The 24,205-nt window shown below is 63.2% G+C and carries 28 protein-coding genes; 19 read left to right on the top strand and 9 right to left on the bottom strand.

The genetic code is table 11. The features are described from left to right. The first annotated feature begins 17 nt into the window (after positions 1–17). From NKH49_RS07485 to NKH49_RS07465, 5 genes are all read left to right on the top strand, one after another. Positions 18–1,112 carry an ABC transporter ATP-binding protein gene (locus tag NKH49_RS07485; protein WP_352925772.1) on the top strand — a complete coding sequence of 365 codons (1,095 nt, stop codon included), beginning with the start codon at positions 18–20 and terminating at the stop codon, positions 1,110–1,112. Between the two features lie 67 nt (positions 1,113–1,179). Then, the gene (locus tag NKH49_RS07480) at positions 1,180–2,295 is read left to right on the top strand and encodes an ABC transporter substrate-binding protein (RefSeq protein ID WP_023677269.1); all 1,116 of its coding nucleotides are present in this window, start codon (positions 1,180–1,182) and stop codon (positions 2,293–2,295) included. A 17-nt stretch (positions 2,296–2,312) separates the two neighbouring features. Beyond that, a complete protein-coding gene (locus NKH49_RS07475) occupies positions 2,313–3,146 on the top strand; it encodes an ABC transporter permease (protein ID WP_352925770.1) in 834 nt (277 codons plus the stop codon). Between the two features lie 4 nt (positions 3,147–3,150). Beyond that, on the top strand, positions 3,151–3,957 hold the full coding sequence (locus tag NKH49_RS07470; protein WP_352925768.1) for an ABC transporter permease: 807 nt from the start codon (positions 3,151–3,153) through the stop codon (positions 3,955–3,957). Positions 3,958–4,046: 89 nt separating this feature from the next. Then, positions 4,047–4,334, top strand: a complete 288-nt coding sequence (locus NKH49_RS07465; protein ID WP_352451481.1) for a DUF982 domain-containing protein — start codon at positions 4,047–4,049, stop codon at positions 4,332–4,334. A gap of 43 nt (positions 4,335–4,377) precedes the next feature. On the opposite strand, the gene NKH49_RS07460 is transcribed toward NKH49_RS07465, so the two are convergent. The 4 genes from NKH49_RS07460 to NKH49_RS07445 form a co-directional block, all read right to left on the bottom strand. Next, on the bottom strand, positions 4,378–4,686 hold the full coding sequence (locus NKH49_RS07460) for a HigA family addiction module antitoxin (protein ID WP_352925766.1): 309 nt from the start codon (positions 4,684–4,686) through the stop codon (positions 4,378–4,380). 115 nt (positions 4,687–4,801) lie between these two features. Continuing rightward, positions 4,802–5,860 (bottom strand): glycosyltransferase family 2 protein, encoded by a 1,059-nt coding sequence (locus tag NKH49_RS07455; protein ID WP_352925764.1) that lies wholly within the window; start codon positions 5,858–5,860, stop codon positions 4,802–4,804. 61 nt (positions 5,861–5,921) lie between these two features. Continuing rightward, positions 5,922–6,257 carry a hypothetical protein gene (locus tag NKH49_RS07450; RefSeq protein ID WP_352925762.1) on the bottom strand — a complete coding sequence of 112 codons (336 nt, stop codon included), beginning with the start codon at positions 6,255–6,257 and terminating at the stop codon, positions 5,922–5,924. Between the two features lie 75 nt (positions 6,258–6,332). Further along, positions 6,333–7,664: a dicarboxylate/amino acid:cation symporter gene (locus tag NKH49_RS07445; RefSeq protein WP_352685245.1), complete on the bottom strand. Its 1,332-nt coding sequence runs from the start codon at positions 7,662–7,664 to the stop codon at positions 6,333–6,335. Positions 7,665–7,899: 235 nt separating this feature from the next. Here NKH49_RS07445 and NKH49_RS07440 point away from each other — a divergent pair, with 235 nt between their 5' ends. Next, positions 7,900–9,759, top strand: a complete 1,860-nt coding sequence (locus NKH49_RS07440) for a sensor histidine kinase (protein WP_352925760.1) — start codon at positions 7,900–7,902, stop codon at positions 9,757–9,759. 6 nt (positions 9,760–9,765) lie between these two features. After that, positions 9,766–11,121 (top strand): sigma-54-dependent transcriptional regulator, encoded by a 1,356-nt coding sequence (locus tag NKH49_RS07435; protein WP_352925759.1) that lies wholly within the window; start codon positions 9,766–9,768, stop codon positions 11,119–11,121. Positions 11,122–11,151: 30 nt separating this feature from the next. On the opposite strand, the gene NKH49_RS07430 is transcribed toward NKH49_RS07435, so the two are convergent. After that, on the bottom strand, positions 11,152–11,895 hold the full coding sequence (locus NKH49_RS07430) for a 2OG-Fe(II) oxygenase (protein ID WP_352774355.1): 744 nt from the start codon (positions 11,893–11,895) through the stop codon (positions 11,152–11,154). A gap of 67 nt (positions 11,896–11,962) precedes the next feature. On the opposite strand from NKH49_RS07430, the gene NKH49_RS07425 reads away from it, so the two are divergent. The 11 genes from NKH49_RS07425 to NKH49_RS07375 all read left to right on the top strand — a co-directional run bounded on the left by NKH49_RS07425 (position 11,963) and on the right by NKH49_RS07375 (position 21,676). After that, a complete protein-coding gene (locus NKH49_RS07425; protein ID WP_352925757.1) occupies positions 11,963–12,517 on the top strand; it encodes a tetratricopeptide repeat protein in 555 nt (184 codons plus the stop codon). Further along, a complete protein-coding gene (locus tag NKH49_RS07420) occupies positions 12,441–14,327 on the top strand; it encodes a tetratricopeptide repeat protein (RefSeq protein WP_352925755.1) in 1,887 nt (628 codons plus the stop codon). The genes NKH49_RS07425 and NKH49_RS07420 overlap by 77 nt, the downstream gene beginning before the upstream one ends. Before the next feature lie 181 nt (positions 14,328–14,508). Beyond that, positions 14,509–15,234: a 3-keto-5-aminohexanoate cleavage protein gene (locus NKH49_RS07415; protein WP_352770458.1), complete on the top strand. Its 726-nt coding sequence runs from the start codon at positions 14,509–14,511 to the stop codon at positions 15,232–15,234. A gap of 202 nt (positions 15,235–15,436) precedes the next feature. Then, positions 15,437–16,480, top strand: coding sequence for an acyltransferase family protein (locus tag NKH49_RS07410; protein ID WP_352569108.1), 1,044 nt, complete (start codon positions 15,437–15,439; stop codon positions 16,478–16,480). Positions 16,481–16,587: 107 nt separating this feature from the next. Continuing rightward, a complete protein-coding gene (locus NKH49_RS07405) occupies positions 16,588–16,785 on the top strand; it encodes a hypothetical protein (RefSeq protein ID WP_352501293.1) in 198 nt (65 codons plus the stop codon). A 12-nt stretch (positions 16,786–16,797) separates the two neighbouring features. Continuing rightward, positions 16,798–17,301, top strand: a complete 504-nt coding sequence (locus NKH49_RS07400) for an Lrp/AsnC family transcriptional regulator (protein ID WP_023677254.1) — start codon at positions 16,798–16,800, stop codon at positions 17,299–17,301. Further along, complete coding sequence (locus NKH49_RS07395) at positions 17,298–18,461, top strand: saccharopine dehydrogenase family protein (RefSeq protein ID WP_352925753.1); 1,164 nt, start codon at positions 17,298–17,300, stop codon at positions 18,459–18,461. The genes NKH49_RS07400 and NKH49_RS07395 overlap by 4 nt, the downstream gene beginning before the upstream one ends. A gap of 110 nt (positions 18,462–18,571) precedes the next feature. Beyond that, the gene (locus NKH49_RS07390) at positions 18,572–19,360 is read left to right on the top strand and encodes an ABC transporter substrate-binding protein (RefSeq protein WP_352925751.1); all 789 of its coding nucleotides are present in this window, start codon (positions 18,572–18,574) and stop codon (positions 19,358–19,360) included. Positions 19,361–19,564: 204 nt separating this feature from the next. Further along, entirely contained in the window at positions 19,565–20,236 is a 672-nt protein-coding gene (locus tag NKH49_RS07385; RefSeq protein WP_352451492.1) for an amino acid ABC transporter permease, read from the top strand. Beyond that, on the top strand, positions 20,233–20,907 hold the full coding sequence (locus NKH49_RS07380; protein WP_023677250.1) for an amino acid ABC transporter permease: 675 nt from the start codon (positions 20,233–20,235) through the stop codon (positions 20,905–20,907). Before NKH49_RS07385 ends, NKH49_RS07380 begins: the two co-directional genes overlap by 4 nt. 25 nt (positions 20,908–20,932) lie before the next feature. Then, the gene (locus NKH49_RS07375) at positions 20,933–21,676 is read left to right on the top strand and encodes an amino acid ABC transporter ATP-binding protein (RefSeq protein ID WP_352473770.1); all 744 of its coding nucleotides are present in this window, start codon (positions 20,933–20,935) and stop codon (positions 21,674–21,676) included. 86 nt (positions 21,677–21,762) lie between these two features. Here NKH49_RS07375 and NKH49_RS07370 read toward each other — a convergent pair whose 3' ends face one another. Continuing rightward, on the bottom strand, positions 21,763–21,906 hold the full coding sequence (locus NKH49_RS07370) for a hypothetical protein (RefSeq protein WP_352685236.1): 144 nt from the start codon (positions 21,904–21,906) through the stop codon (positions 21,763–21,765). A gap of 178 nt (positions 21,907–22,084) precedes the next feature. Between NKH49_RS07370 and NKH49_RS07365 the strand changes: the two genes are divergently transcribed. Beyond that, positions 22,085–22,177, top strand: a complete 93-nt coding sequence (locus NKH49_RS07365) for a LysR family transcriptional regulator (protein ID WP_352473773.1) — start codon at positions 22,085–22,087, stop codon at positions 22,175–22,177. Between the two features lie 481 nt (positions 22,178–22,658). Here the strand turns inward: NKH49_RS07365 and NKH49_RS07360 are convergent, their stop codons facing one another. The 3 genes from NKH49_RS07360 to NKH49_RS07350 form a co-directional block, all read right to left on the bottom strand. After that, positions 22,659–23,111 (bottom strand): nuclear transport factor 2 family protein, encoded by a 453-nt coding sequence (locus tag NKH49_RS07360; protein WP_352925749.1) that lies wholly within the window; start codon positions 23,109–23,111, stop codon positions 22,659–22,661. A 39-nt stretch (positions 23,112–23,150) separates the two neighbouring features. Continuing rightward, positions 23,151–23,792, bottom strand: a complete 642-nt coding sequence (locus NKH49_RS07355; RefSeq protein ID WP_352925747.1) for a hypothetical protein — start codon at positions 23,790–23,792, stop codon at positions 23,151–23,153. Positions 23,793–23,921: 129 nt separating this feature from the next. Further along, positions 23,922–24,131: a LuxR C-terminal-related transcriptional regulator gene (locus tag NKH49_RS07350; protein WP_352541235.1), complete on the bottom strand. Its 210-nt coding sequence runs from the start codon at positions 24,129–24,131 to the stop codon at positions 23,922–23,924. Between the last annotated feature and the right edge of the window lie 74 nt (positions 24,132–24,205).

Below are 24,205 nucleotides of genomic sequence, written 5' to 3'. Positions count from 1 at the left end.
GCTAAGGAAAGGGCAGGATGCAGCAACCCGGCCGGGCCGCAGAGATCAAGGCAATCGGGATCGGCAAGAGCTTCGGCTCGTTCCGTGCGCTGGACGTTCTGACGCTCGATATCGGCCGTGGCGAGTTCCTCACCCTGCTCGGCCCCTCCGGTTCCGGCAAGACCACCTTCCTGATGATCCTTGCCGGCTTCATTCAGCCGACCGACGGTCGCCTTTACAGCGACGGCGTCGACATCACCGAGCGGCCGGCCGAGCAGCGTGCCGCCGGCATGGTGTTCCAGGGCTATGCGCTGTTCCCGCATATGAGCGTCGAGGCCAACATCGCTTTTCCGCTCAAGGTGCGAAAGAAACCGGCGGCCGAGATCAAACGCCGCGTCGGCGAAATGATCGAGCGCGTCGGGCTCAAGGGCCACGAAAAGAAACTGCCGTCGCAATTGTCAGGTGGCCAGCAGCAGCGGGTCGCACTGGCGCGGGCGCTGGTGTTCGAGCCGGGCGTACTTTTGCTCGATGAGCCGTTTTCGGCACTCGACAAGAGCCTGCGCGGCCAGATGCAGGCCGAGATGAAGCGGTTGCACCAGGAGACCGGCACCACCTTCGTCTTCGTCACCCATGACCAGAGCGAGGCGCTGGCGTTGTCATCTCGCGTCGCCATCTTCAACCATGGCAAATTGCTGCAGGTCGGCGCGCCGGACGAGGTCTACGACCGGCCGGACAACCGCTTCGTCGCCGAGTTCCTGGGCGAGATCAACATGCTGCCGCTGAAGGGCGTGCGCCCGGCCGACAATGGCTCGACAGGCCTCTGCGAAGACCGCGCGATCAGCATGCGCTGCAGGGCCGAGAAGGTCCGTGGCGATGCCATCCTGGCGATCCGGCCGGAATACATGTCGATCGCCCGCGAAGCCGCGGCAGGCGAGAACGGCATTGCCGCGACTGCCGTCGCCTCGACCTATCTCGGCGCTGCAACGCGGCTCGATCTGACGACGCGCCAAGGCGCCAAGGTGACGGTCTCGGTGCCGAACGAGGTCGCCGCCTCTGCCCTCAGCAAGGGCAATTCCGTCTGGCTGACCTGGCCCGCGGAGAAAGGCTTCCTCCTTCCGGGTGGAGAGCAATGACGATCGGCGTGGCGAATTCGCCAAGCTGACATTCAGGAAATACCAACGACAAAAAAGGGGAACTGACATGACAAACCAAACCAAGAAAAATTCCATCGAGGCGCTATCCGCCAGGGCAGTGCGCGGCGAGATCTCGCGCCGGCAGTTTACGCAGCTGGCCGCACTGGTGCTGGCCGGCACGCCGATGCTGCTGCGCTCGACCGGCGCCTTTGCCGCGGCTAAGGAACTGGTGCTCGTCAACTGGGGCGGCGACGCCATTACCGCCTATGACGCGGCTTACGGCCAGGCCTTCACCAAGGAAACCGGCATTGTCGTTAAGATGGACGGCTCCGGCCCGACCGAAGGCGCGATCGCGGCGCAGTTCAAGAGCGGCGCCCCGACCTGGGACCTGGTCGACGTCGATCCGTTCTCGGCCATCACGCTCGGCGCCCAAGGCATGCTCGAGCCGATCGATTATGCGGTCGTCGACAAGAAGAAGATGCGGCCGGGCTTCGGCTGGGAATACGCCGCCTCGACCTATTTCTTCTCCTATGTCATCGCCTATGATGCCGAGAAATACGGCAGCCAGGCACCAACCGGCATGGCCGACTTCTTCGACGTGGCAAAATTCCCCGGCAAGCGCTCGCTCTACAAATGGGGCGTGTCGAGCTGGGAAGCGGCACTGCTCGCCGACGGCATCGCACCGGCATCGCTCTACCCGCTCGACCTCAAGCGCGCGCATGACAAGATCGCCGCCTTCAAGGAAAACGTCGTCGCCTATTGGGGTGGCGGCGCCGAAAGCCAGAGCGTGCTGCTCAATGGCGAGGCCTCGATGGCGATCGTCTGGTCGACCCGGGCTTCGCTCATCGAGCAGGATTCCGGCGGCAAGATCAAGTTCATCTGGGACCAGGGCCTGATCTCGCCCGGCGCGCTCGCCGTGCTCAAGGGCAATCCCGGCGGCAAGGACGCGGCGATGAAGTTCATCGCCAGCACCCAGGACCCGGAGAAGGAACTCATCATGTTCGAAAAGCTCGGTCAGGGTCCGGCCAACCCGGCCACCGATGCGCTGATACCCGCCGACAAGAGGCGCATCAATCCGGTCGATCCCGAGAACATGAAGAAGCAGATCCCGCTCGACATGGATTGGTACGCCAAGAACTACGGGGCGGCACTCGACGAATACACGAAGATCATCTCCGCCTGACAAGCCGGGATAACCGGATGAGAGCATACCTCTCCGACAGGATGGGCGCGGCGCTGTTGATGGCGCCGCTGCTCCTCTTTCTTGTGCTGGCCTATGCCTGGCCATTCCTTGGCGTGGTTAAATGGAGCTTCACCCTGCCCACGCCGGGGCTGGGGCAGTACAATGCGCTGCTCACGGATCAGTTGGTGCAGTCGGTCTTCATCCGCACGCTGCGTATCGCGGCGATCGTGACGATCGTTTCGGTTGTCGCCGCCTACGCCATCACCGTTGTCTGGGTACGCGGCACGCCGGTGCAGCGCGTCGTGGCCGAGTTCTGCATCCTGGTGCCGTTCTGGATCTCGGTGCTGACGCGCGCCTTCGGCTGGGTGGCGCTTTTGTCCAATCGCGGCCTGATCAACACCTGGCTGCAGGCGGTCGGCTTCATCTCAGAGCCGCTGGCGCTGGTGCGCAACGAGTTCGGCGTTATCGTCGGCATGACGCATTTCCTCATTCCCTTCGCCGTGTTTCCGCTGGCCTCATCGATGCGCGGCCTCGACGACCGTGTGCTGCTGGCAGCGCGCGGCCTCGGCTCCAGCCGTATGCGCACCTTTTGGTCGGTATTCGTGCCGATGACCAGCTCCGGCATCATCGGCTCGGCGCTGATCGTCTTCGTCTTTTCGCTCGGCTTCTTCGTCACGCCGGCGATCCTCGGCGGCGGCCGTAGCGTGATGATCGCCGAGCTGATCTACCTTCGCATCTTCCAGAGCCCGGACTGGGGCCTGGGCGCCGCAATCAGTGTCGTGCTGGTGCTGTTTGTCGGCGCGCTGATGGCGCTGCTGTTCCGCTATATCAGACCCAAGCAACTGGTGTAGCGCGATGCCGACCTACCGCCCCGGTCCCGTCTCGCTGGTCCTCGCCGCCCTCGTCGCGCTGTTCCTGCTGCTGCCGCTGCTCGCCGTCATCCCGGTGTCGCTGACGCCGAGCCGCATGCTGGCGATGCCGTCGGGCGAATTGTCGCTGCGCCATTACCGGGCGCTGATCGAGGATCCGCGCTGGATCAGTTCGATCCTGCTCTCGATCAGGATCGGCATCGTCAGCAGCGCCTTTTCCACCGTGCTGGCGCTCTGCTTCAGCCTCGGCATCTGGATGTTCCAGCCGCGCTTCACGGCAGCATTGGTCGGTTTCGTGCTGCTGCCGATGGTGGTGCCGCCGGTGGTCTCGGCAATCACGCTCTACTTCCTGCTGACCTCGATCTCCGGGTTCTCGTCGTTCTTCGGCTATGACACCTGGCTGGGTGTCGTCATGGCGCATGCGGTGATGACGGTGCCCTTCGCCACGGTGCTGATCCTGGTGTCGCTCAGCCAGCTCGACCGCCGCATCGACCTCGCCGCCCGCGGCCTCGGCGCCACCGTGTGGGAGCGCGCCACCCGCATCATCATGCCCAACATCAAGTTCGGCATCGTCACCGCGGCGTTGTTGTCTTTCGTGCTGTCCTGGGAGGAGATCGGCGTCACCCTGTTTATCACCTCGGTCAACGCCATCACGCTGCCGCGCTTGATGTGGATGGGCCTGCGCGACAACATCGACCCGGCGATCGCCGCACTCTCGGTGATCCTGATCGTCATCACCGTGCTGGTGCTTGTGGCGCGCAGCGTCGTGGTCAGGCTGCGCGCAGCGCTGTAGACGCCGCCTCACGCCGAGGTGACTGGCGCGAATGAAACCTTGCGCTACGATTTTCGTTATAGATGGTTCAACAGGTCGAAGGCCCCGCCATGAACCAGGGATGGTTTGCCAAGCCGGTTGCGGTTGCGGTCGGCATCGTGGGAGATATCCGCAACATTTCCAACGCACGGCAGGCTGTCGCATTGCTGGAAGCCCACTGGCGTGACACCGGCAGCGCCAAACACGGGGTGGCACTGCGCACATGCCGCCGCGCCATGAGCGACGATCGCTGGACCGAAGCCGCCAGGAACGCGTTCATCGAGGCCGCGCGGGAAGCGCATGTCCTGGTCGAGCGAGCCGTCGAACCGCAGGACCGGTCCAGGCAGGCGGGACCGTGATCGATTTGTGAGAGCCTCGGTGGTTCGGCCGATCTATTGCATCTCAGGCAGCATGCAGCCTTGGAATGGCGCTGACGTCAACCTCGCGTTCCGCGTGCCACGCATCATAGGCGGCCTGCATCCTGAGCCAGATCGCGGCGCCGTCGCCGAACATCTTTCCAAGACGGGCAGCGACAGCCGGCGACACCGGCTTCTTTTCGCGGATGATGTCATAAAGCTGCTGGCGCGAGATTCCGAGCAGATTGGCGATCTCCACCTTGGTCTTTCCGGTTGCCGGGATAATGTCGTCAAGCAGCGCTCCAGGGTGGGATGGGCAGCGCTCCATCGGACGCATCGGCTCATAAGAGATCATGGGCTGGTTGTCCTTTCGCTTGGGGCGCCACGTACCCATAATGATATTGTTCGAAATCTACCCGGGTTGCCAGACCTCCCGAAAACCTGGCGGAGTTGTGGCACAGCGCCACCCACTATCCCATGGCGTGGCGGATGGTCTTGGACAGGCGGCTCAAAAATGCCGGCCTCGACGACGCATCAAGCTTCCACGACAGCACCGCGGTCGCCATTTTCCGCGGCAACACCCCGACCGACAGGAACCAGGCGGCAAGGATTGCACGCCGCCGCAGGGATGCGGTCATTTCGAGGCTGGCGACGGCGCCGGCCGCCCCGAGCGCCAGCCGGGAATCGTCGGCCACGGGATGTCGGCCGCTGTCCGCGCAGAGCGACGCCAGCCGCTCTTCCAGGTGGACCGGATCGTGGCGGACAGCATCCGACGGCACGATGGTCAGGCCGATCCCGGCGGCCTGGTCCGACAGCGCCTGCATGCGGCGGAAATCGTGAGTTACCCGCCAGCGTGCCCGCTCGGCGAGCTTTTCACCGAAGACTGAATGGTTGGCGCCATGGATCCGGTAGGCGCCGAGGCATTCGTCGATCGATTGGACATGCCCGTACATCGGCGCCAGCGTTGCCAGATAGCCGTCGGCGCCCTGCCGGAACTCCGGCTCCGGTATCGGCATGATCGATTCGAGCGTTGCGCGGTCAAAGGCCAGCCCGCTGGTCACTGTCGTCTGATAGCGGCCCTTGTGCAGGAGTTTCGGCATGACGTCGCCGCTGTCGAAAGGCAATTCGGGCGGCGGAAAGACATCCCTGATGCGTTGCCCCTCGTCGACGATATGCAGTCTGGACTGGACCTGAGCGGTTGCATCATCCCACGTTTCGACAATGGTGGAGACGGCGGTTGGATAAAGATAATCATCGGCGTCGAGGAACAGGACGATCTTGCCCGAGCTCGCCGCAAAGCCGGTGTTGAACGCCGCCGCGTGTCCGCCATTTTGCGCCCGCGGGCATGCGAGTATCTCATCGCGATAGGATTCCATGATTGTCGTGGAATTGTCCTGCGATGCATCGTCGACGACGATGACTTCGACATCCGCGTAGTCCTGCTCGAGGGCGCTGTCGATGCTGCGTTTGAGGAACCGCGCATAGTTGTAGTTCGGGATGATGATGGATACCGGAATGACAGGCTGCATCGCGTTTGACCTCGCATCTTGCTTTGGTTCGGCAAAGGCCCTCATGGGCCCGCCCCCCTCTTCAAGTGCCCCTCTTCAGGCGCGACGAGTTCCCCTCAAAAAGCTTGCGCTTTCCACCAGGAGACGGGTCACGTTTCGCTTGCGACTTCGCAGTGAGGCCGCCATTGCCTTCGAGAGCTGCCGCCATAGCCAGAACGCGGTCGGCAGCAAAAGCTCCGACGGTTCGGCAAGGATGATGTTGCAAACCGAGCCCGACGGAAATGTCTCGCCTCGCGATCAGGTCGGGAGCGAAGCGGACAGGTGCCCTGAAGGCATAGCGGATACTGGCCTGCAAATGCGGCTGGAACAAGCCCCGCGTCGAAAATAGCGCCACTTCAGGTTGCGTTTCAGGCGGCATACCGCGACCGCCGCCGCTGTTGCCCCGAAGCCAGCGAACCGCCTCCGGGGCCTTGTGGTCATATGGCCTAAACAGTCAGGCGGCCTGCAAACCCGGCAGCGACAGGTCGACTTCCTCCGGCAAGTCGCCGGCCATGGCGGCGGCAAACTTCGTCTGGTCGAGTTCTCCCTCCCAGCGTGCCACCACGACCGTCGCCACCGCATTGCCGATAAAGTTGGTCAGCGCTCGGCATTCCGACATGAAGCGGTCGACGCCGAGGATCAGCGCCATGCCGGCGACCGGCACGGTGGGGACGACCGAAAGCGTTGCAGCCAGGGTGATGAAGCCGGCGCCGGTGATGCCGGCGGCACCCTTGGAGCTCAGCATGGCGACAGCGAGCAGCAGGATCTGGTCGCCGTAGGTGAGTGGCGTGTCGGTCGCCTGCGCGATGAACAGCGCCGCCAGCGTCATGTAGATGTTGGTGCCGTCCAGATTGAAGGAATAGCCGGTCGGGATGACCAGGCCGACCACCGAGCGGTTGCAGCCGGCGCGCTCCATCTTGGCCATGAGGCCCGGCAATGCCGCTTCCGAGGACGAGGTGCCGAGCACCAGCAGCAGCTCTTCCTTGATGTAGCGGATCAGCGCCAGGATCGAGAAGCCGTTGTAGCGGGCGACAGTGCCGAGCACCACCAGCACGAACAGCAGCGCGGTCAGGTAGAACGTGCCGATCAGCATGGCGAGGTTGGCGATCGAGCCGATGCCGTATTTGCCGATCGTGAAGGCCATGGCGCCAAACGCGCCGATCGGTGCGGCCTTCATCAGGATGGCGACGAGGCGGAAGATCGGCGTGGTCAGCGCCTGCAGGAAATCGACGACCGGACGGCCGCGATCGCCGACCAGCGCCAGGGCGACACCGAACAGCACCGAGAAGAACAGCACCTGCAGGATGTCGCCCTGCGCGAAGGCGCCGGTGATGGTGTCGGGGATGATGTTCATCAGGAAGCCGACGATGGTAGTGTCGTGCGCCTTCTCGGCATACGCCGCCACCTTGGCGGTATCGAGCGTGGCCGGATTGATATGCATGCCGGCGCCGGGCTGGACGACATTGGAGACGACCAGGCCGACGACCAGCGCCAGCGTCGAGAACACCAGGAAATAGATCATCGCCTTGCCGGCGACGCGGCCGACCTTCTGCAGGTCGGAAACGCCGGCGATACCGGTCGCCACCGTCAGGAAGATCACCGGCGCGATCACCATCTTCACCAGCTTGATGAAGGCATCGCCGAACGGCTTCATCGCCTCGCCGGTTTCCGGATAGAAATGGCCGAGCAGCACACCGGCGGCGATCGCCGCCAGCACCTGCACATAAAGATGCCGGTATAAGGGAAGTTTGCCGCGCGGCTCGGCGGCAGCGATTGCTGTCTGCATGACGTCCTCCATGGCGCCCCGATCGAAAGCTCGACTCCCCGGGGCAGTTGTTTTGACCAGCAGCCTGCGACTGCTGAATTCGTGTTTGCAACAGCCGTGCCAGATACGCAGAAGAGTTATTCATCATTGATTTTGTTGAGCATTCGCAAATGTCCGCACTGCCGGACGCATGGATAGGTGCGAATCTCCGCATAGGTCGAATTGTGTTTTGTGCGAGTTCATGCACAAATGGGCGATGCTGCAACGCCCCGCCGGTGCCTTGTCTTCGACGCCCGAGCAACTCGCCAGGCGGGCGCGCCGAGCCTGGCTGCTGTTTGCGGCCATCGCGCTTTTGATCGTCACGGCAGCGCTCTACGGCGCCGGCCTTTACGGCCGCACCGCCGAGATCGGGACCCTGGCGGCGCAGGGGCGTACCGACGCCAATCTGAAGGTCGCGCTGCTGCGCGCGGTGCTCGAAAGCCCGCGCGCCCTGCCGCTGCTTTTGTCCGCAGACCAGCAAGTGCGTGACGCGCTGTCGCAGAAAAATGCCGCGGCAATCGATGTGCTGAACCGCAAGCTCGAGGGGCTGGTCTCCGGCACCAAGGCGTCGGTACTCTATGTCGTCGGCACCGATGGACTGGCGGTCGCCTCCAGCAACTGGCGCGAGCCGATCAGCTTCGTCGGCAATGACTACCGTTTCCGCGACTATTTCTCCGGCGCGATGCAGGCCGGAACCGCCGAGTATTTTGCGCTCGGCAATGTCAGCAAGCGCCCCGGCCTCTACATTTCGCGGCGCGTCGGCGACACAGACGCACCGCTCGGCGTCGTCGTCGTCAAGATGGAGTTCGACCAGCTCGAAGCCGACTGGCGTGAGGCGAACCGCCCGGCTTATGTCAGCGACGAGAATGGCGTCGTGCTGATCACCAGCGTGCCGTCCTGGCGTTTCATGACAACCGCACCGCTGACCGCACCTAAGCAAGCCGCGATCCGTGACAGCCAACAGTTCGGCGACACGCCGCTTGTGCCGTTGCCGATCATGCACGCGCAGGCGCTCCCCCCGGATGTGTCAATCGTCCACGCAGTAACGCCCGGCGGCAGCGACGCGGAGTATCTCAGCCTTTTCACGACGATTCCTTCGACCCCCTGGCGGCTCGACTATCTGATCCCGGCTGAAGCGCCGATCGCCGCCGCCGTCCGCGAAATGCGGCTTCTGGCGCTCGGCGTCGTCGTCCCGCTGCTCGGCCTTGCCGCGTATCTGTTGTGGCGCCGGCAGTCGGCGCAGATGCGGATTGCCGCCGAACAGGCGGCCCGCACCGAACTCGAACGCCGCGTCGTCGAACGGACCGAGGATTTGAGCCGCGCCCGCGACCGGTTGCAGGCCGAGATAACAGGCCACCGCAGCACGGAAGCCAAGCTCCAAATCGTGCAGCAGGATCTGGTCCAGGCCAACCGCCTCGCCATCCTCGGCCAGGTCGCTGCCGGCGTCGCCCATGAGATCAACCAGCCGGTCGCCACCATACGCGCCTATGCCGACAATGCCCGCACCTTCCTCGACCGCAAGCAGACCGGGCCGGCCGAGGAAAACCTCGGCGCTATCGCAGCCCTTACCGAACGCATCGGCTCAATCACCGAGGAGTTGAAGGCATTTGCCCGCAAGGGCCGCACCGCCGCCGAGCCTGTCGAATTACGTGGTGTTATCGAAGGCGCCGTCATGCTGTTGAGAAGCCGCTTTGCCGGCCGGCTCGACGCATTGGCCATCGACCTGCCGCCGCCGAGCCTCAAGGTCATGGGCAATCGAGTGCGGCTCGAACAGGTGCTGATCAACCTCTTCCAGAACGCGCTCGAAGCACTCGACGGCCGCGACGACGCTCGTGTGCAGGTGTCGGTCGAGGAGACCGCGGACGGCGTGACGGTCGGCGTGTCCGATAACGGACCGGGCATTCCACCCGCGATCCTCAAATCGCTGTTCACGCCGTTCAACACCTCGAAGGAAAAAGGCCTTGGCCTTGGCCTCGTCATCTCGAAGGACATCGTCGCCGATTATGGCGGCCGCATCGAAGTTTCGAGCGACGACAGCGGCACCCGCTTCACCATTCATCTCCAGACAGCAGCGTAAGCCATCATGACGAACGACAATGCCGCGCCGGTGATCCTGATCGACGACGACCGCGATCTCCTCAAGGCCACCGTGCAGACGCTGGAGCTTGCCGGCTTCTCGGTTTCCGCCTTTGCGGTGGCGGCTGAGGCGCTGGCCGGGCTCGACGCCGGCTTTACCGGTGTCGTGGTGTCGGATATCCGCATGCCTCAGATCGACGGCTTGCAGCTTTTCAATCGCATCCTGCGGCTGGATGCCGACATTCCCGTCATCCTCGTCACCGGCCACGGCGACATCGCCATGGCCGTCAAGGCGATCAAGGACGGCGCCTACGACTTCATCACAAAGCCCTTCGCCGCCGACCGGCTGGTACAGAGCGTGCGCCGCGCAGCGGAAAAGCGCCGCCTGGTGATGGAGAACCGGGCCTTGCGCGAGGCGGCCGGAGAGGCGCAGGACGGCCTGCCGCTGATCGGCCAGACGCCGGCGATGGACAGGCTGCGCCACACACTACGCCAGATCGCCGACACCGACGTCGATGTGCTGGTGACCGGCGAGACCGGCTCCGGCAAGGAGGTGGTGGCAAGCGTTCTGCATCGCTGGAGCCGCCGCGCCAAGGGCAATTTCGTCGCGCTGAATTGCGGCACGCTGCCGGAGACCGTCATCGAGAGCGAGTTGTTCGGCCATGAGGCCGGCGCCTTCACCGGCGCGCAGAAGAAACGGATCGGCCGCATCGAGCACGCCAGCGGCGGCACGCTGTTCCTCGACGAGATCGAAAGCATGCCGGTCTCGACGCAGGTGCAGATGCTGCGCGTGCTGGAGATGCGCGAGGTCACCCCGCTCGGCACCAACGAGGTGCGGCCGGTGGATCTGCGCGTCGTCGCCGCCGCCAAGGTCGACCTCGGCGATCCGCGCCAGCGCGGCGCCTTCCGCGAGGACCTCTATTACCGGCTCAACGTGGTGACGATCTCCATCCCGCCGCTGCGCGAGCGCCGCGACGACGTCGCCCTGCTGTTCTTCTACTTCGCCGAGCGCGCCGCCGCCCGCTTCCACCGCCAGGTGCCGGCAGTGCCGGCGACGGTGCATCGCCATCTCAGCGACCATGACTGGCCGGGCAATGTGCGCGAACTGGCGCATTTCGCCGAGCGGTTCGTGCTTGGGTTGGAGGAAGGCGCCGAAGCACAACCCCCTGCCCCGACCCAATCGAACACCGCCATGAAGCTGCCGGAGCGGCTGGAGCGCTACGAGGCCGACATCATCCGCGAGACGCTTGGCCGCAACGACGGCGACGTCAGGCGCACGATCGAAGCGCTGGGGATTCCGCGCAAGACCTTCTACGACAAGCTCCAGCGCCACGGTATCGTGCGCAGCGATTTTTCCAGGTAACCGCCGCCGGGCCTCGACCGGGCGACTCGGTTACTTGGCGTCGTGGAAGATGATACCGACAGTGTGGCGCATGCCGGAGCGAAGCCGGCTGACGCCGTGCCTGAGATTGACCCGGTAATTGCCCTTGCTGCCCTGGACCGGTCGATTGTGGACCGCGAAGGCGACCGCGTCGCCCCGGCGCAGCGGCACCACCTCGGCGCGGCTCTGCATGCGCGGACGCTGCTCGGTCAGCACGAACTCGCCGCCGGTGAAATCCTTGCCTGGTTCCGACAACAGGATCGCCACCTGCAGCGGGAAGGCCAGATCGCCGTAGAGATCCTGGTGCAGGCAGTTGAAGTCGCCGGGAACATATTGCAGCAGGAGCGGCGTCGGCCGCGTCTGGCCCTGCTCGTGGCATTGCTCGAGGAACGCGGCGTGTTCGTCGGGATAGCGCTGCGCGATACCCATGCGCTCGTTCCAGTCATTGGCGACCGCGGCCAGGCGCGGATAGAGCGCGGTGCGCAAGCCGCCGATCAAGTCGGGCAAGGGATAGCGGAAATAGCGGTACTCGCCCTTGCCGAAGCCATGCCGCGCCATATGGACATGGCTGCGGAAATGGCTCTCGTCCGAATAAAGTCCGGCGATATGCCGGCACTCCTGCGGCGTCAGCAGCTTTTCCATCACCGCGCAACCATAGCCGCTCAGCTCATCGGCCAGCGTCCGCCAGTCATATCCGGCAACGCGCACCTCCGCCGATTTCACCGCCGCTTTCGCGCCTATCGAATGGATGGTCATGGTTTCGCCTCCTGTGGCTTCTCTGTCATTGAGATGGGTGAAACGGCGCGCGCGGACCACCCGTTTCTTGCCGGGTGAACTCGTTAGCGATTGTCTCGGGGATTTCGTTGAATACAATGCAGCTGGGCTTGCCGCGATGGGGGGCGATTTGATCGGACGGGTTCGACAAGGGGACGGGGCAGTCCGGCAATTCCTCGTTTGCCTCGTCGTCATGCTGGTCTCGGCGCTCCCGGCCTTGTCCGCCAGCAGCGACTGCGTCAGCGACGACGAGGTCGAGGCAAGCACGCGGATCGCCGCCTGTACGCGCATGATCGAGGATGCGACAGAGCCCCTCGAAAACCGCGGTATTGCCTATTTCAAGCGCGGCAATGCCCTGACGGAACGAGGCGACTATGACCGCGCGATCGCCGACTACAGCGCGTTCATCGGCATCGCACCGACCGTCGCCAGCGGCTACTACAACCGGGGCATCAGCTGGGTCTTCAAGGGCGACTACGACAAGGGCATCGCCGATCTGGACAAGGCGATCAGCCTGGACCCTAAATATGGCGGACGCCTACTACAATCGCGGCGTCGCCTGGACCTTCAAGGGCGAGAACGACCGGGCTTTGGCCGACTATGACAGGGCAATCAGTCTCAGTCCTGGAGACGGCAAAAGCTACCACAATCGCGGGCTGATCTGGTCAAGCAAGGGCGACGACGACCGCGCGATAGCCGATTTCGACCAGGCCATCAGGCTCAACCCAAACGACGCCAGTTCCCTGAACGGCCGCGCCGATGCCTGGACCAACAAGGGCGATGCGGAGCGCGCGCTGGCCGACTATGACAAGGTGATCAGCCTCGATCCGAAAAACGCACATGCCTACTACCGGCGCGGCAACGCCCGGCTGACGGGCGGCGATTTTGACGATGCCATCACCGACTGCAATAAGGTCGTCGCGATCGATCCGAAGGATGCTAGCGTCTACTACAACAGAGGCCTCGCCTGGTCGAACAAGGGCGACCATGACCAGGCGCTGGCGGACTTCGACACGTCCATCAGCCTCGATCCGACATTTGCACCAGCCTATTACAGCCGAGGCGTCACTTGGGCCAACCGGGGGGACCATGACCGCGCCATAGCCGATTATGGCAAGGCGATTGGCATCGATCCAAAACTCGCCGTCGCATACTACGCGCGAGGCGCGGCCCGATCCGACGCAGGTGACGCCGATGGCGGCATCGCCGACTATGGTCAGGCCATCGCGCTCGATCCGAAATATGTCGACGCCTACAACAACCGGGGGATAGCATGGGCGGCGAAAGGCGATTTCGACGGCGCCATCGCCGACTACGACCAGGCGATCAGACTCGATCCGAAACACGCCATCTCTTATTCAAACCGGGGTCTGGCCCGAGCAAACAAGGGCGACATCGATCGTGCCATCGCCGATTACAGCCAGGCGATCACCTTCGATCCGAACCTTGGCAATGCCTATTTCAACAGAGGCATCGCCTCGCTTGCAAGGGGCGATGCGGACAGTGCCATTGCCGATTACACCCAGGCGATCAGGCTCGATCCGACAAATCCGAAAATCTACGTCAAACGTAGCGAGGCCTGGTACAAGAAGGGGGAGGACGATCACGCCATTGAGGACTCCAACCGGGCCATCGGTCTCGATCCGAAACTGACGAGCGCCTACTACAATCGGGGCACCGCCTGGCTTCGAAAGGGCAGGGACGATCGTGCTATCGCCGACTACAGCCAGACCATCACTCTCGACCCGACAAAGGCGATCGCCTACAACGACCGAGGTTTCGCCTGGAGCAGGAAAGGCGAATACGATCTCGCCATCGCCGACTGCGACCGCGCGATCAGCCTCGATCCGAGACTTGTCAAGAGCTACCAAAACCGAGGCGTCGCCTGGACGGCAAAGGACCAATACAGCCGCGCTATCGCCGACTATGGCGAAGCAATCAACCTCGATCCGAAAGACGCCTCCACCTATGCTGGCCGGGGCGTCCTGTATCTCTATTCCGGCGCGACGGCGATGGCGCAGACGGATTTCGAGCAGGCGGCCTCTCTCACCCCCGACAATGCCTACTTTGCCATCTGGCTTGATATCGCGGCGCGGCGCAACGGCGCGGCGAGCCACTTGAAGGAGGCGAAAAGCAAGCTCGACATGACGAAGTGGCCGGCACCGCTGGTCAGCATGCTGCTGGGTGAAAAGACGTCCGCCGAAGCACTTTCGGATGCCGGTGCTGTGGGCCTGGCTCAGAGAACCGGACAAGTCTGCGAAACGAATTTCTACACGGCCGAGCTTAGCCGGCTCCAAGGGCATAGCGAGGAAGCCTTACGGCTTTACCGGCTCGCCGCTAGCGATTGTCCCAGGGATTTCGTCGAATACCGAGCCGCCATGAGTGCGCTGCACGATCTGGGCGTGCCGCCATAACTCTGCAAACGACCGTCTCTTTTGCCGAGAAGATCGTTGGCGAACAAGGCGATAGAGACACACCCTGCCCGACTGATCCAGGCCGGCCGGCGTCCATATGTCAGGAGCCTTCGCCAGCGCGATTCCGGTTTTCACTGGCCCGCGCTAGACTGGCAGCAACCGCAACCGGACTGCCCATAGCATGATTGTCCAGACCTGCATCAATGGCGCGCGCAGCGCCGATTTCCACCCCAACCTGCCGCTCGACGCGGAGGCCATGGCGCGCGATGGCGCCGCCTGCGTCGCCACCGGCGCGGCTGAGCTGCATGTCCATGTGCGCGGGCTGGACGGTCGCGAAAGTCTGGCTCCGGCGGCGATGGATCGGACGGTGCTGGCGCTCCGCCGCGCCTGCCCTGGAACGCTGATCGGCGTGTCGACCGGCGCCTGGATCGAGAATGAAGACGAGCGGACGCTGGCCGCGATCGCCGCTTGGAGCGAGCTGCCCGACTATGCCTCGGTCAATCTCAGCGAAGACGCCGCGCCCGCTATCATGGAGCGTCTGCGCCAGCGCGGCATTGGCATCGAGGCGGGGCTTGCCTCCGTCGCCGACGCCGAACGCCTGGTGAGCCTCGACCATGGCAAACGCGTGCTGCGGATCCTGATCGAAATCTCCGAGCAGGAGCCGGACGCTGCGCTGGAGATCAGCGACGATATCGCCGCCGTGCTCGACGGCGCCGGAATGCGCCGGGCAATCCTGCTGCACGGCGCCGACGCCACGGTCTGGCCTTTCGTGCACCGGGCGGCGGAACGCCGTTGGTCGACGCGCGTCGGACTGGAAGACGGCAAGGAGCTCCCTGATGGAACAGTAGCATCTAGTAACGCTGCGCTGACAGCGGCAGCCGTCGCTATCTTCGAGTCCAGCCGTTAGCGCGGGAACGGCCAATCTCCTCTTCACTGGGGAGCTGCCAAGTTCGGCAACGAGGCTGGCCAAAGTCGGCCGAGCATAAATGTGGCGCACGCTATATCAATAAAACTTATCTAAAACTTTACGTGTTAATTAAACCAACAATTAATCGGCACATCAACGATCACGTATGTTAATGCTCTCCTGCACCGGGGACCATTTTTTGATGAACATCATTCCACAGAATGATCACGCTGCGCCGCGTCGGATTCAACAGTATACATCGATACAGGTACTGCGGGGGCTGGCAGCTCTCATGGTTGTTATCTATCATCTTCCGGCCGCGCTGGGCATGCTCGATCTGCGTATTCCCGTTCTAAACAGCGGCGTCGACCTGTTTTTCGTCATTAGTGGTTTTGTAATGGTTCTCTCGACAGAGAACAGACGCGCCGACCACCGTGCTTTTTTGATGCAGCGCTTCACGCGCGTCGTTCCCTTCTATTGGGTTATGACCTTCCTCATGGTCGCCGCACTTTGGTTGTTTGCCGGTCGTGCAGTGTTTCTTGAGCAGATCACCAATAGCCTGCTTTTCATAGCCTATCTCGATACGGTCACAGGCTATGTCCAACCGGTGCTTGGCGTGGGTTGGACGCTCAATCTGGAAATCCTGTTTTACATTCTGTTCGCAGCGACTATGCGTTTCGGCACGCTGACGCAAATGGCCATGGTCGGCGTTGTCTTTGCAATCGCCGTAGCGGCGCGCATCGTCTTCAAACCCGCCGCCGACACTGTGCTGTTTTTCTATACCACGCCAATCCTGTTTGAGTTCCTTGCCGGCATGGCGCTCGGCCACCTGGTCGGCAGACTGGCGCGTTTGCCTACCGTCCTGGGTGTCTCGGCGCTCGTGTTCGCCATCGTGTCCATGCTGGTGATGGTACTTGGCTTCAACTTGCCGCGAACCCTTGCTCAGGGAATCCCGGCCTTGATCCTTGTCGCCGGTTGCATCAGCCTGGAAAGCTATTTCCGGCTTTTTGCTCCTCGCCTGCTGGCAAGGTTGGGCGATGCCTCCTATTCTCTCTATCTGACGCATCCTATCGTGCTGCTTGCGACCGCTCCTGTCGTTGCAAGCGTCAGCGTATCACCATGGCTTGCTGGCATGGTTATTGTCACCGCCTGCATTGCCGTCTCCCTGGCCAGCTACAGTTTTGTTGAAAAGCCGATTTTGGCCATTTCGCGGATGAGCCTTTCCGCCCGTCACGTGAAGGCATGAGTTGCGGCTGCGCTCCGCGGAACCACGCTGTCCCGCCAATCTTAGACCGGCGGCGCTGAGCCTTCAAAAGATCCGGAAACAAAAACCCGCCTCGGGAGGACGGGTCGTTGGAGCCAAATTGGCACCATATCCAAATTAATAGCATAGCTGCCGGCACAAAGCAAGAACAAAATGTGGCGACATCGACGAAACTGCCGATAGGCGCAGCGGCACGGCGGATGACATGGCTCTTGCCGTTGTTAAAAATCTCTCATAAGGTATTTTTCATATCTGAAAAAAATCCAATCGTTTCTTTCTTTTTATGAAAGCCTGAGCGTTTGCGGGAACATCTCGATCAGACCGACCGGCGACTGGTCAAGCTGCTGTCGCAGGACGCGCAGCTTGGCGTCAACCGCCTTGCTGAGAAGATGGCGATCTCGGTGCCGACGGTGCGCATGCGGCTGCGCAACCTGCTCGACCGCAACCTGCTCAAGATCGTTGGGCTGCTCAACCTGACCGAGCGCCCCGAACTGATCTCGGCCATCGTCGGCATCAACGCGCAAGGGCGCGGCCGGGCCCGGGAACTGGCGCAGCGCATCTCCGAATTGCCTTTCGTGAACTCGGCCGCCGTCGTCACCGGGCGCTTCGACATCATCGTCGACGTAACCGTGGCCGGCGATGTCGCCGATCTCTACCGCGTCACCAGCGAGCTGATCCCCGGCGCCGGCGAGCCGGGTGAGGTGGTGCGCAGCGAGACCTTCGTCGTCATGGCGTCCTGCAACAAATGGGTCAGCCTGCCGGAAGGTTGCTGGTCGGACGAGACGCGGAAGGAAATGGCATGAAGATCGCGGTTCTCGGCGGGCTCGGCCTGCAAGGCCGGGCGGCGATCGCCGACCTCGTTGCCAGCGACGGCGTCGAGCAAGTGGTCTGCGTCGACACTGCAACCGGCGGCGCTGCGCGGCTCGGCGGCCTGACCGACCTTGCCCGCGTGCGTTTTGTAGTGCCGGAGGGCGCGATCGGTCCGGTGCTGGCCGATGTGATGAAGGACGTCGATGCGGTCATCGACCTGTTGCCGCAGCCGCTGATGCGCGACGCGGTGCAGGCGGCGATCGCGACGCGCACGCCGCTGGTCACCACCAATTACGGCAAGGCCATCGCCGATCTCGCTCCCGAGGCCGAAAAGGCCGGCGTGTCGATCGTGACCGAATGCGGGCTCGACCCCGGCATCGACCTGGTGCTCTACGCGCGCGCCGCCAGCCAGTTCGACACCATCACCGCGATCGATTCCTACTGCGGCGGCATTCCCGAGCCGAAGGCGGTGGTCGAGCCGCTGCGCTACAAGGTGAGCTGGAATTTCGACATGGTTCTGGTCAGCCAGAACCGCGACAGCGTGCTGGTCGAGGACGGCAAACGGGTCGATGTGCCGGCCGCCCGCCAGCACGACAATCGTTTCATCCACGAGATCGAGGTGGCGGGACTGGGCAGGCTCGAAGCCTTCCCCAATGGCGACGCGCCGCATTATGCCGGCATGCTCGCCGCCGCCAAGGGGCTGCAGCGCTCCGGCCGCTATTCGCTTCGCTGGCCCGGCTGGTCGGCGTTCTGGGCGCCGCTGAAGCAGCTCGGCTTTCTCTCTGAGGACAAGGTGCCCGGCACCGGCGTCAGCCCACGCGAATTCCTCGGCCGGCTGCTTGCCCCGCAACTGCAATATGGCGCGGACGAAAAGGACCTTTGCGTCATGCGCAACGTCTTTGTCGGCAGCGAAGGCGGCCGCCGCAAGACGGTGACCTCGGAGCTGGTCATCGAACGCGACCTCGCCTCCGGCCTGTTCGGCATGAGCCTCGGCGTCGGCTATCCCGCCAGCATCGTGGCGCAGATGCTGGCACGGCGCGAGATCGCCACGCCCGGCCTGCTCAACCCGCTGCTGCATGTGCCGGATGGCCGCTTCCTCGATGAGCTCGCCAGGCGCGGCATCAAGGTTGCCGAAACGGTGAGCTGGGACTGAAGGATTTTCGAACGGTGGTCGCCGCCGGCAACGGCGCTGCCGCTCAAAAAGCACCTCGATAGGGTGAAACAACAAGTGGAACAACAAACGAAACAAGGAGGAATGCCCAAATGAAGATTGCCAAGCTTTTCATCGCCGGCCTTGCGCTCGCTGGCCTTACCGCTGCCGCCGGTGCGGGAACGCTCGACGAGATCACCAAGCGCGGAGAGTTGCGCGTCGCCGTGCAGACGCAAGGACCGCCCTTCTCGCTGGTGGGTGCTGCCGGGGAACGCACCGGCAGTTCGGTCGAACTCGCCGAACTGATGGCCAAGGAAATGGGCGTCAAGATCACCTTCCTCGACTTCGACTGGGACGGCCTGATCCCGGCGCTGCTGTCGGGCAAGGCCGATCTTCTGGTCGCCGATATGACGCCGACATTGGCGCGTGGCATGAAGGTCGCCTTCACCAAGCCTTACATGTACACGGGCAGCACCGTCTTCACCAAGGCTGGTACCGCCTTCAAGTCCACCGAGGACTGCAAGGCCAAGGGCACCAAGATTGCGGTGCTGCTCGGCGCCACCGGCGAGAAGGAAGCCAAGGCCGCCTTCCCCGATGCCGACATCAAGAGCTACAAGGGCGGCGGCCCGCTGCTGCTCGACGCCGTCAACAACGGCCAGGCCGATTGCGGCGTCAACGACGTCTCGGCGGTCAAGGGCCAGTCGACCGCTTACCCCGCCGACAGCTTCATCATCATGCCGGACATGCTGTCGAAAGAGCCGCTGGCCTTCGCCACACGCTATGACGAGCAGGACCTGCTGGTCTGGATGAACCTGTTCCTCGACCAGGTCAGCCTCGACGGCCGCCTGCAGAAGAACCTCGATTACTGGGTCAATTCCGACGCCTGGAAGAAGGATCACTAAGTAGAGTGGATGGTGAATGGTGAATGGTGAATAGTAAGTAGTAAGTAGTAAGTAGGGAGTAGGGGAGTAGGGAGTAGAGAAGAGCTACTCGCTACTCGCTACTCGCTACTCGCTGCTCCCATTCCAAATTCCCTATTCACTATTCCCTACTCACTACTCACTATTCACCATTCACCATTCACCATTCACCATTCACCGTCCAAAATGCTCGAAAACTTCAGCTTCCGCACCATCGTCGAATATCTGCCCCTGTTCGGGCAGGGCCTCGTCACGACCGTGTGGCTGTCTGTCCTCTCCTTTGCCGGCGCGCTCGCCGTCGGCATCGTGCTCGCCGCCATGAACCTGCAGCGCGGCCGGCTGTTCCGCGTCCCGGCCAAGGCCTATATCGACGCGGTGCGCGCCACGCCGCTGCTGGCGCAGCTTTATTTCCTCTATTTCGGCCTGCCGCGGCTCGGCTTCGTCCTGCCCGAGTTCGTCGTCGGCATCTTGGCCCTGTCGCTGAACAGCGGCGCCTATGTCGCCGAGATCATCCGCGCCGGCATCCTGTCGATCCCGCGCGGCCAGGTGGAGGCCGGCGTCGCCTCGGGCATGACCTATGTCCAGCGCATGCGCCTCGTCATCCTGCCGCAGGCGTTCAAGGTGACGATCCCGCCGCTGCTCGGCCAGGCGATCGTGCTGGTCAAGGATTCCGCCCTGTTGTCGCTGATCTCGGTTGCCGAGCTGACGCGCGCCGGACAATTGCTCGCCTCCGACCGCTTCATGCCGGCGGAAGGTTTCATCACCATCGCCGCCTTCTACCTCCTGCTCTATTACGGGCTGAAGGGGCTGGCGGCGCTCTCCGGGCGCTGGCTCGGCCTGGCGGGGGCACGGACATGATCTGGCAGCAGCTGCAAAGCATCGCCGGCAGCTATCCCCTCGCCTTGCGCGGCCTCGGCATGACCGTGGTGCTGTCGCTGATCAGCCTGGTGCTGGGCACGCTGCTCGGCTTCGGCCTCGGCATCCTGCGCACCGGCGGCAACCGGCTGATCAGCGGCGCGATCGGCGCCTGGGTCGACCTGATCCGCGGCACGCCGTTCCTGGTGCAGATCTTCCTGATCTTCTTCATCCTGCCGGAACTCGGCATCGAGCTCGACGCCTTCACCGCCGGCATCATCGCGCTGACCAACCTGGCCGCCTGCTTCATCTGCGAGATCGTCGTCGCCGGCATCCGCTCGGTGCCGACCGGCCAGGTCGAGGCAGCGCTTGCGTCCGGCCTGTCGCGCTGGCAGCGCATGCGCCAGGTAGTGCTGCCGCAGGCGATGCGCATCGTGCTGCCGCCGCTGGTCGGGCAATATGTGCTGCTGATCAAGGATTCCTCGGTCGTCTCGGCCATCGGCCTCACCGACCTCACCCGCGTCGGCTGGCTGGTGGTGCAGCGTGTACCCAATGGGCTGCTGGTCTTCTTCCTGGTCGGGCTCGGTTACTTCATCGTCTGTTACCCCCTGATCATGCTGGCCCGCCGGCTGGAGCAACGCATGGGCGCGGCGCATGGCGAGGTGCAGTTGTGACATCGAACCTCAAGGGTCCGGCAATATGACCAAAACCGGCATGATCGAATTTCGCGGCGTCAACAAATGGTTCGGCACGCTCAACGTGCTGAAGGACATCAAGCTCAGCGTCGAGCCGCGCGAAGTGGTCGTCGTCTGCGGCCCGAGCGGCTCGGGCAAGAGCACCCTGATCCGCTGCATCAATGGGCTGGAGACGATCCGCGACGGCGACCTGACGGTCGACGGCCAGCGCCTCGGCGACCCCGCCACCAACATGACGCGGCTGCGCACCGAGATCGGCTTCGTCTTCCAGTCGTTCAACCTCTACCCGCACAAGACGGCGCTCGAGAACGTCACCCTGGCGCCGATCCATGTCCGCAAGATCCCGCGCGCTGAAGCCGAGAAGGCCGGGCGCGAATTGCTCGCCAAGGTCGGCCTCGCCGACAAGGTGAACGCCTATCCGGCGCAGCTGTCTGGTGGCCAGCAGCAGCGCGTGGCGATCGCGCGCTGCCTCGGCATGCGCCCCAAGATCATGCTGTTCGACGAGCCGACCTCGGCGCTCGACCCCGAGATGATCTCGGAAGTGCTCGACGTCATGGTCGCGGTGGCCGAGGAAGGCATGACCATGATGGTGGTGACGCACGAGATGGGCTTTGCCCGCAAGGTCGCCCAGCGCGTCGTGTTCATGGACGCCGGCGCCATCGTCGAGAGCGGCACGCCGGATGAGTTCTTCTCCAACCCGAAGACCGACCGCAGCCGCGCTTTTCTGAGCAAGATCCTGCGGCATTGACAGCAGCGACAATACGCACCGAACCTGCCGTCGCCTTTGCGCCGAGGTTGCGCTCGAGCCTACAATGAATCATCCGCAGCGGCGCACTATGGCGACACACCGAGCGCGCGCAGTGCATTGCCTGCTGCGACATATTCGATGAAGTCGTGGGGGCAGTCGCGTTCCGCAAGCCGGTACCGCCGCAAGGCTTCATCGTCACGGCCGTCGAGCCGGTAAAAACTCCGCGACATAGAGATTGGCCTCGCATAGATTTTCGCGTTTCTTGGCCGGGACCGGGACGGGATCGTCGGCTGCGGCCAACGCTGCTTCGGGCGTCTGTTCGCCAAGAAACATGCGAAACCAGCGGCGCCGGCCAACTTCACGGCCGCGGCCAAGACACTTCGGGTCTCGCCGTCGGCGATCAGCAAGATGATCAGGCAACTGGAAGCGCGGCTTAGCGCGACCCTTCTGACGCGGACCACGAGGGCGACGAGCCTGACTGAAGCCGGCGAGAGGTTTTGAGCCAGGCAGGACCGGCGCTGGAGCTCATCCTTGCCGCAATGAGGGATGCTGGAAGCTTTGCCGAAAAGCCTGCCGGCCGGTTGCGGTTGAATGTCCCGCAGATGATCTATCCGAACTTCCTCAAAGTACCAGAAACTTAGGCAATGATACTTTCCAAATCCCTGCCCCGGAGCGCCGATCTGGTTCCTTTCGTGGCTCCTGCGGACGTGGCCGCGCTGTTCGCGACCAAATCTTGCGCCGGGTTAACGTCCGCTCTGGGCCTAAGATCTGCCGAAGCGTTCAGCCGACCAAGCGGCAGCAATGGGTGGCGAGCCGACGCTCCACGCGAACACATGGAATGGCCGGCTTGCTGGGCTAGCCGGACGTTGAATGTGGATCAATTCGGGCTGAAAAGAAGCACAGTTCTGGCTCCATGACGCCGGCAGAGCCGATGGTGCCGCCAGCGCAATTCCTTTCTCTGCCCGTTTCGGACCGACGCTTCTCAGAACGCGAAATCCGCGGACTGAACGACATCGGCTGGGAGCCAGGTTTCATGAACTTGCAAGATCTCGGGCCCCCGGCTGTAGCCGCGATCGCGGATCACCATCGTCGTGACCCGGCCATTGTTCGGTTGATCAGAGTCCTTCGCGTCGCGTTGCCATTCGTGGTAGTTCACGACCGCCAGGTCGGCGCTTTGATGGCTGATCCGGATGTCGCGTATTTTGATACGGAAGGCCGGATTCGATCCGTAGATGCTCCTCATGTAACCTGCGAAATCATTTTTCCCGAACGCCCTGCCGCCCGGCATGATGGCGACCAGATCGTCGCTGATCCGGTCGAGCGCGTTCTTCTTGAACGTCGCATCGTCGCCAGGGCATCGGCCCGCCACCCAGTCGGTGAAGAATTCGTGGATGTCGTGGATCGTCGCCTCGATTTCCTTCGTTTGAAGGGACATTTTTTCCTCCTGTCTCAAGATGATTCTGGATCAGGCGCTTTACGCCGTGGCTTGCCCCGACCGGACGCTGCTTGAGGACAGCCCGTACCACGCGAGCCACAGGCACATGAGAAGCGAGGAAATCAGCCAGATCGGACCCCCGATGCCGATCCCGAGCTGCTCACCGAGTGTCCACCCGGTTGCTGAAAGGATACCGAACGCCGAGCCGACGATCGCGGCCCATCGGGGCAGTATCCCAACGTTGTCGCGGGCATCGTGATACGCGACAAGCGCTGTCGCCAGGGCGAGCGCCCAGAATCCGTTACCCATGCCGCCGGAAAACGCCCACCAGGTCATGAAGGCGTTGGTGTCACCCCGGTCGGCCGCGACCGCGACCACCGATGCCTCGGCGACTGCGGTGGAGAACGGAGTCAGGGCGCCGAGAGCCATCACCATCCAGGCGGAACTCAGCATCGGCGAACGCCGAACCCGGGGGTTGAGCGCCAGGTTCAGGAACGAAGCGCCGGCGATCAGGAACAGCGCCGCTGCCGCCGTCCAATGGACCGTAGCCCATCGCCCATGGCCCTCGGCGATATTCTGCATCTGAACAGACAAATCCGCGTCCGGTGGCCCGTGAAAGACGAGCGCAGCCGCCAGCAGCAGCGTTCCGGTGGCGAGCCAGACACCGCCCGGCCCGCTCATGCTGTTATTATTCGTTGGCATCGGGAAAACCTCCTGTGGCCTTTACCACGCCATGAGGTTTAGACCCGCGCCACGGTTGCCCGCTTCGGCGTAAGTACCCACGCAGCGAGAAATTTGGCTTGGGTAGGATTACCCAGATACGACCATGCCGATCAGGCCGTGCTCGACCGCATAGGCCGTGGCTGCCGCGCGCGTGCGCACGTTCAGCCGCGTCAGGATATCGCTAACGTGACGGTCTACCGTCCGCTGGCTCAGACCGAGCTCGCGGGCAATTTGAGGAGGTGGCGGCAGGTTACCGATGTGACAGAAGTTCGTTTCGGGCTCAATCGAGCCGTTCATCGCGTCCGCCGCCGAGGACCGGGGGAAGGGTGGATGCTGCCATTCGTCTCGTCGATGGGAACGAGTAGGTAGCG

Origin of the sequence: Mesorhizobium sp. M1088, assembly GCF_040318575.1 — a bacterium.
Classification (GTDB): Bacteria; Pseudomonadota; Alphaproteobacteria; order Rhizobiales; family Rhizobiaceae; genus Mesorhizobium.
This window is presented reverse-complemented; position numbering and strand designations above follow the sequence as displayed.

What these genes read in the sequence shown, in the direction of transcription:
- NKH49_RS07485 (WP_352925772.1), top strand. Translation starts at nt 18, where the DNA reads ATGCAGCAACCCGGCCGGGCCGCAGAGATCAAGGCAATCGGGATCGGC.
- NKH49_RS07480 (WP_023677269.1), top strand. Translation starts at nt 1,180, where the DNA reads ATGACAAACCAAACCAAGAAAAATTCCATCGAGGCGCTATCCGCCAGG.
- NKH49_RS07475 (WP_352925770.1), top strand. Translation starts at nt 2,313, where the DNA reads ATGAGAGCATACCTCTCCGACAGGATGGGCGCGGCGCTGTTGATGGCG.
- NKH49_RS07470 (WP_352925768.1), top strand. Translation starts at nt 3,151, where the DNA reads ATGCCGACCTACCGCCCCGGTCCCGTCTCGCTGGTCCTCGCCGCCCTC.
- NKH49_RS07465 (WP_352451481.1), top strand. Translation starts at nt 4,047, where the DNA reads ATGAACCAGGGATGGTTTGCCAAGCCGGTTGCGGTTGCGGTCGGCATC.
- NKH49_RS07460 (WP_352925766.1), bottom strand. Translation starts at nt 4,686, where the DNA reads ATGATCTCTTATGAGCCGATGCGTCCGATGGAGCGCTGCCCATCCCAC.
- NKH49_RS07455 (WP_352925764.1), bottom strand. Translation starts at nt 5,860, where the DNA reads ATGCAGCCTGTCATTCCGGTATCCATCATCATCCCGAACTACAACTAT.
- NKH49_RS07450 (WP_352925762.1), bottom strand. Translation starts at nt 6,257, where the DNA reads ATGCCGCCTGAAACGCAACCTGAAGTGGCGCTATTTTCGACGCGGGGC.
- NKH49_RS07445 (WP_352685245.1), bottom strand. Translation starts at nt 7,664, where the DNA reads ATGCAGACAGCAATCGCTGCCGCCGAGCCGCGCGGCAAACTTCCCTTA.
- NKH49_RS07440 (WP_352925760.1), top strand. Translation starts at nt 7,900, where the DNA reads ATGCTGCAACGCCCCGCCGGTGCCTTGTCTTCGACGCCCGAGCAACTC.
- NKH49_RS07435 (WP_352925759.1), top strand. Translation starts at nt 9,766, where the DNA reads ATGACGAACGACAATGCCGCGCCGGTGATCCTGATCGACGACGACCGC.
- NKH49_RS07430 (WP_352774355.1), bottom strand. Translation starts at nt 11,895, where the DNA reads ATGACCATCCATTCGATAGGCGCGAAAGCGGCGGTGAAATCGGCGGAG.
- NKH49_RS07420 (WP_352925755.1), top strand. Translation starts at nt 12,441, where the DNA reads ATGGCGGACGCCTACTACAATCGCGGCGTCGCCTGGACCTTCAAGGGC.
- NKH49_RS07415 (WP_352770458.1), top strand. Translation starts at nt 14,509, where the DNA reads ATGATTGTCCAGACCTGCATCAATGGCGCGCGCAGCGCCGATTTCCAC.
- NKH49_RS07410 (WP_352569108.1), top strand. Translation starts at nt 15,437, where the DNA reads ATGAACATCATTCCACAGAATGATCACGCTGCGCCGCGTCGGATTCAA.
- NKH49_RS07395 (WP_352925753.1), top strand. Translation starts at nt 17,298, where the DNA reads ATGAAGATCGCGGTTCTCGGCGGGCTCGGCCTGCAAGGCCGGGCGGCG.
- NKH49_RS07390 (WP_352925751.1), top strand. Translation starts at nt 18,572, where the DNA reads ATGAAGATTGCCAAGCTTTTCATCGCCGGCCTTGCGCTCGCTGGCCTT.
- NKH49_RS07385 (WP_352451492.1), top strand. Translation starts at nt 19,565, where the DNA reads ATGCTCGAAAACTTCAGCTTCCGCACCATCGTCGAATATCTGCCCCTG.
- NKH49_RS07380 (WP_023677250.1), top strand. Translation starts at nt 20,233, where the DNA reads ATGATCTGGCAGCAGCTGCAAAGCATCGCCGGCAGCTATCCCCTCGCC.
- NKH49_RS07375 (WP_352473770.1), top strand. Translation starts at nt 20,933, where the DNA reads ATGACCAAAACCGGCATGATCGAATTTCGCGGCGTCAACAAATGGTTC.
- NKH49_RS07370 (WP_352685236.1), bottom strand. Translation starts at nt 21,906, where the DNA reads ATGTCGCGGAGTTTTTACCGGCTCGACGGCCGTGACGATGAAGCCTTG.
- NKH49_RS07365 (WP_352473773.1), top strand. Translation starts at nt 22,085, where the DNA reads ATGATCAGGCAACTGGAAGCGCGGCTTAGCGCGACCCTTCTGACGCGG.
- NKH49_RS07360 (WP_352925749.1), bottom strand. Translation starts at nt 23,111, where the DNA reads ATGTCCCTTCAAACGAAGGAAATCGAGGCGACGATCCACGACATCCAC.
- NKH49_RS07355 (WP_352925747.1), bottom strand. Translation starts at nt 23,792, where the DNA reads ATGAGCGGGCCGGGCGGTGTCTGGCTCGCCACCGGAACGCTGCTGCTG.
- NKH49_RS07350 (WP_352541235.1), bottom strand. Translation starts at nt 24,131, where the DNA reads ATGAACGGCTCGATTGAGCCCGAAACGAACTTCTGTCACATCGGTAAC.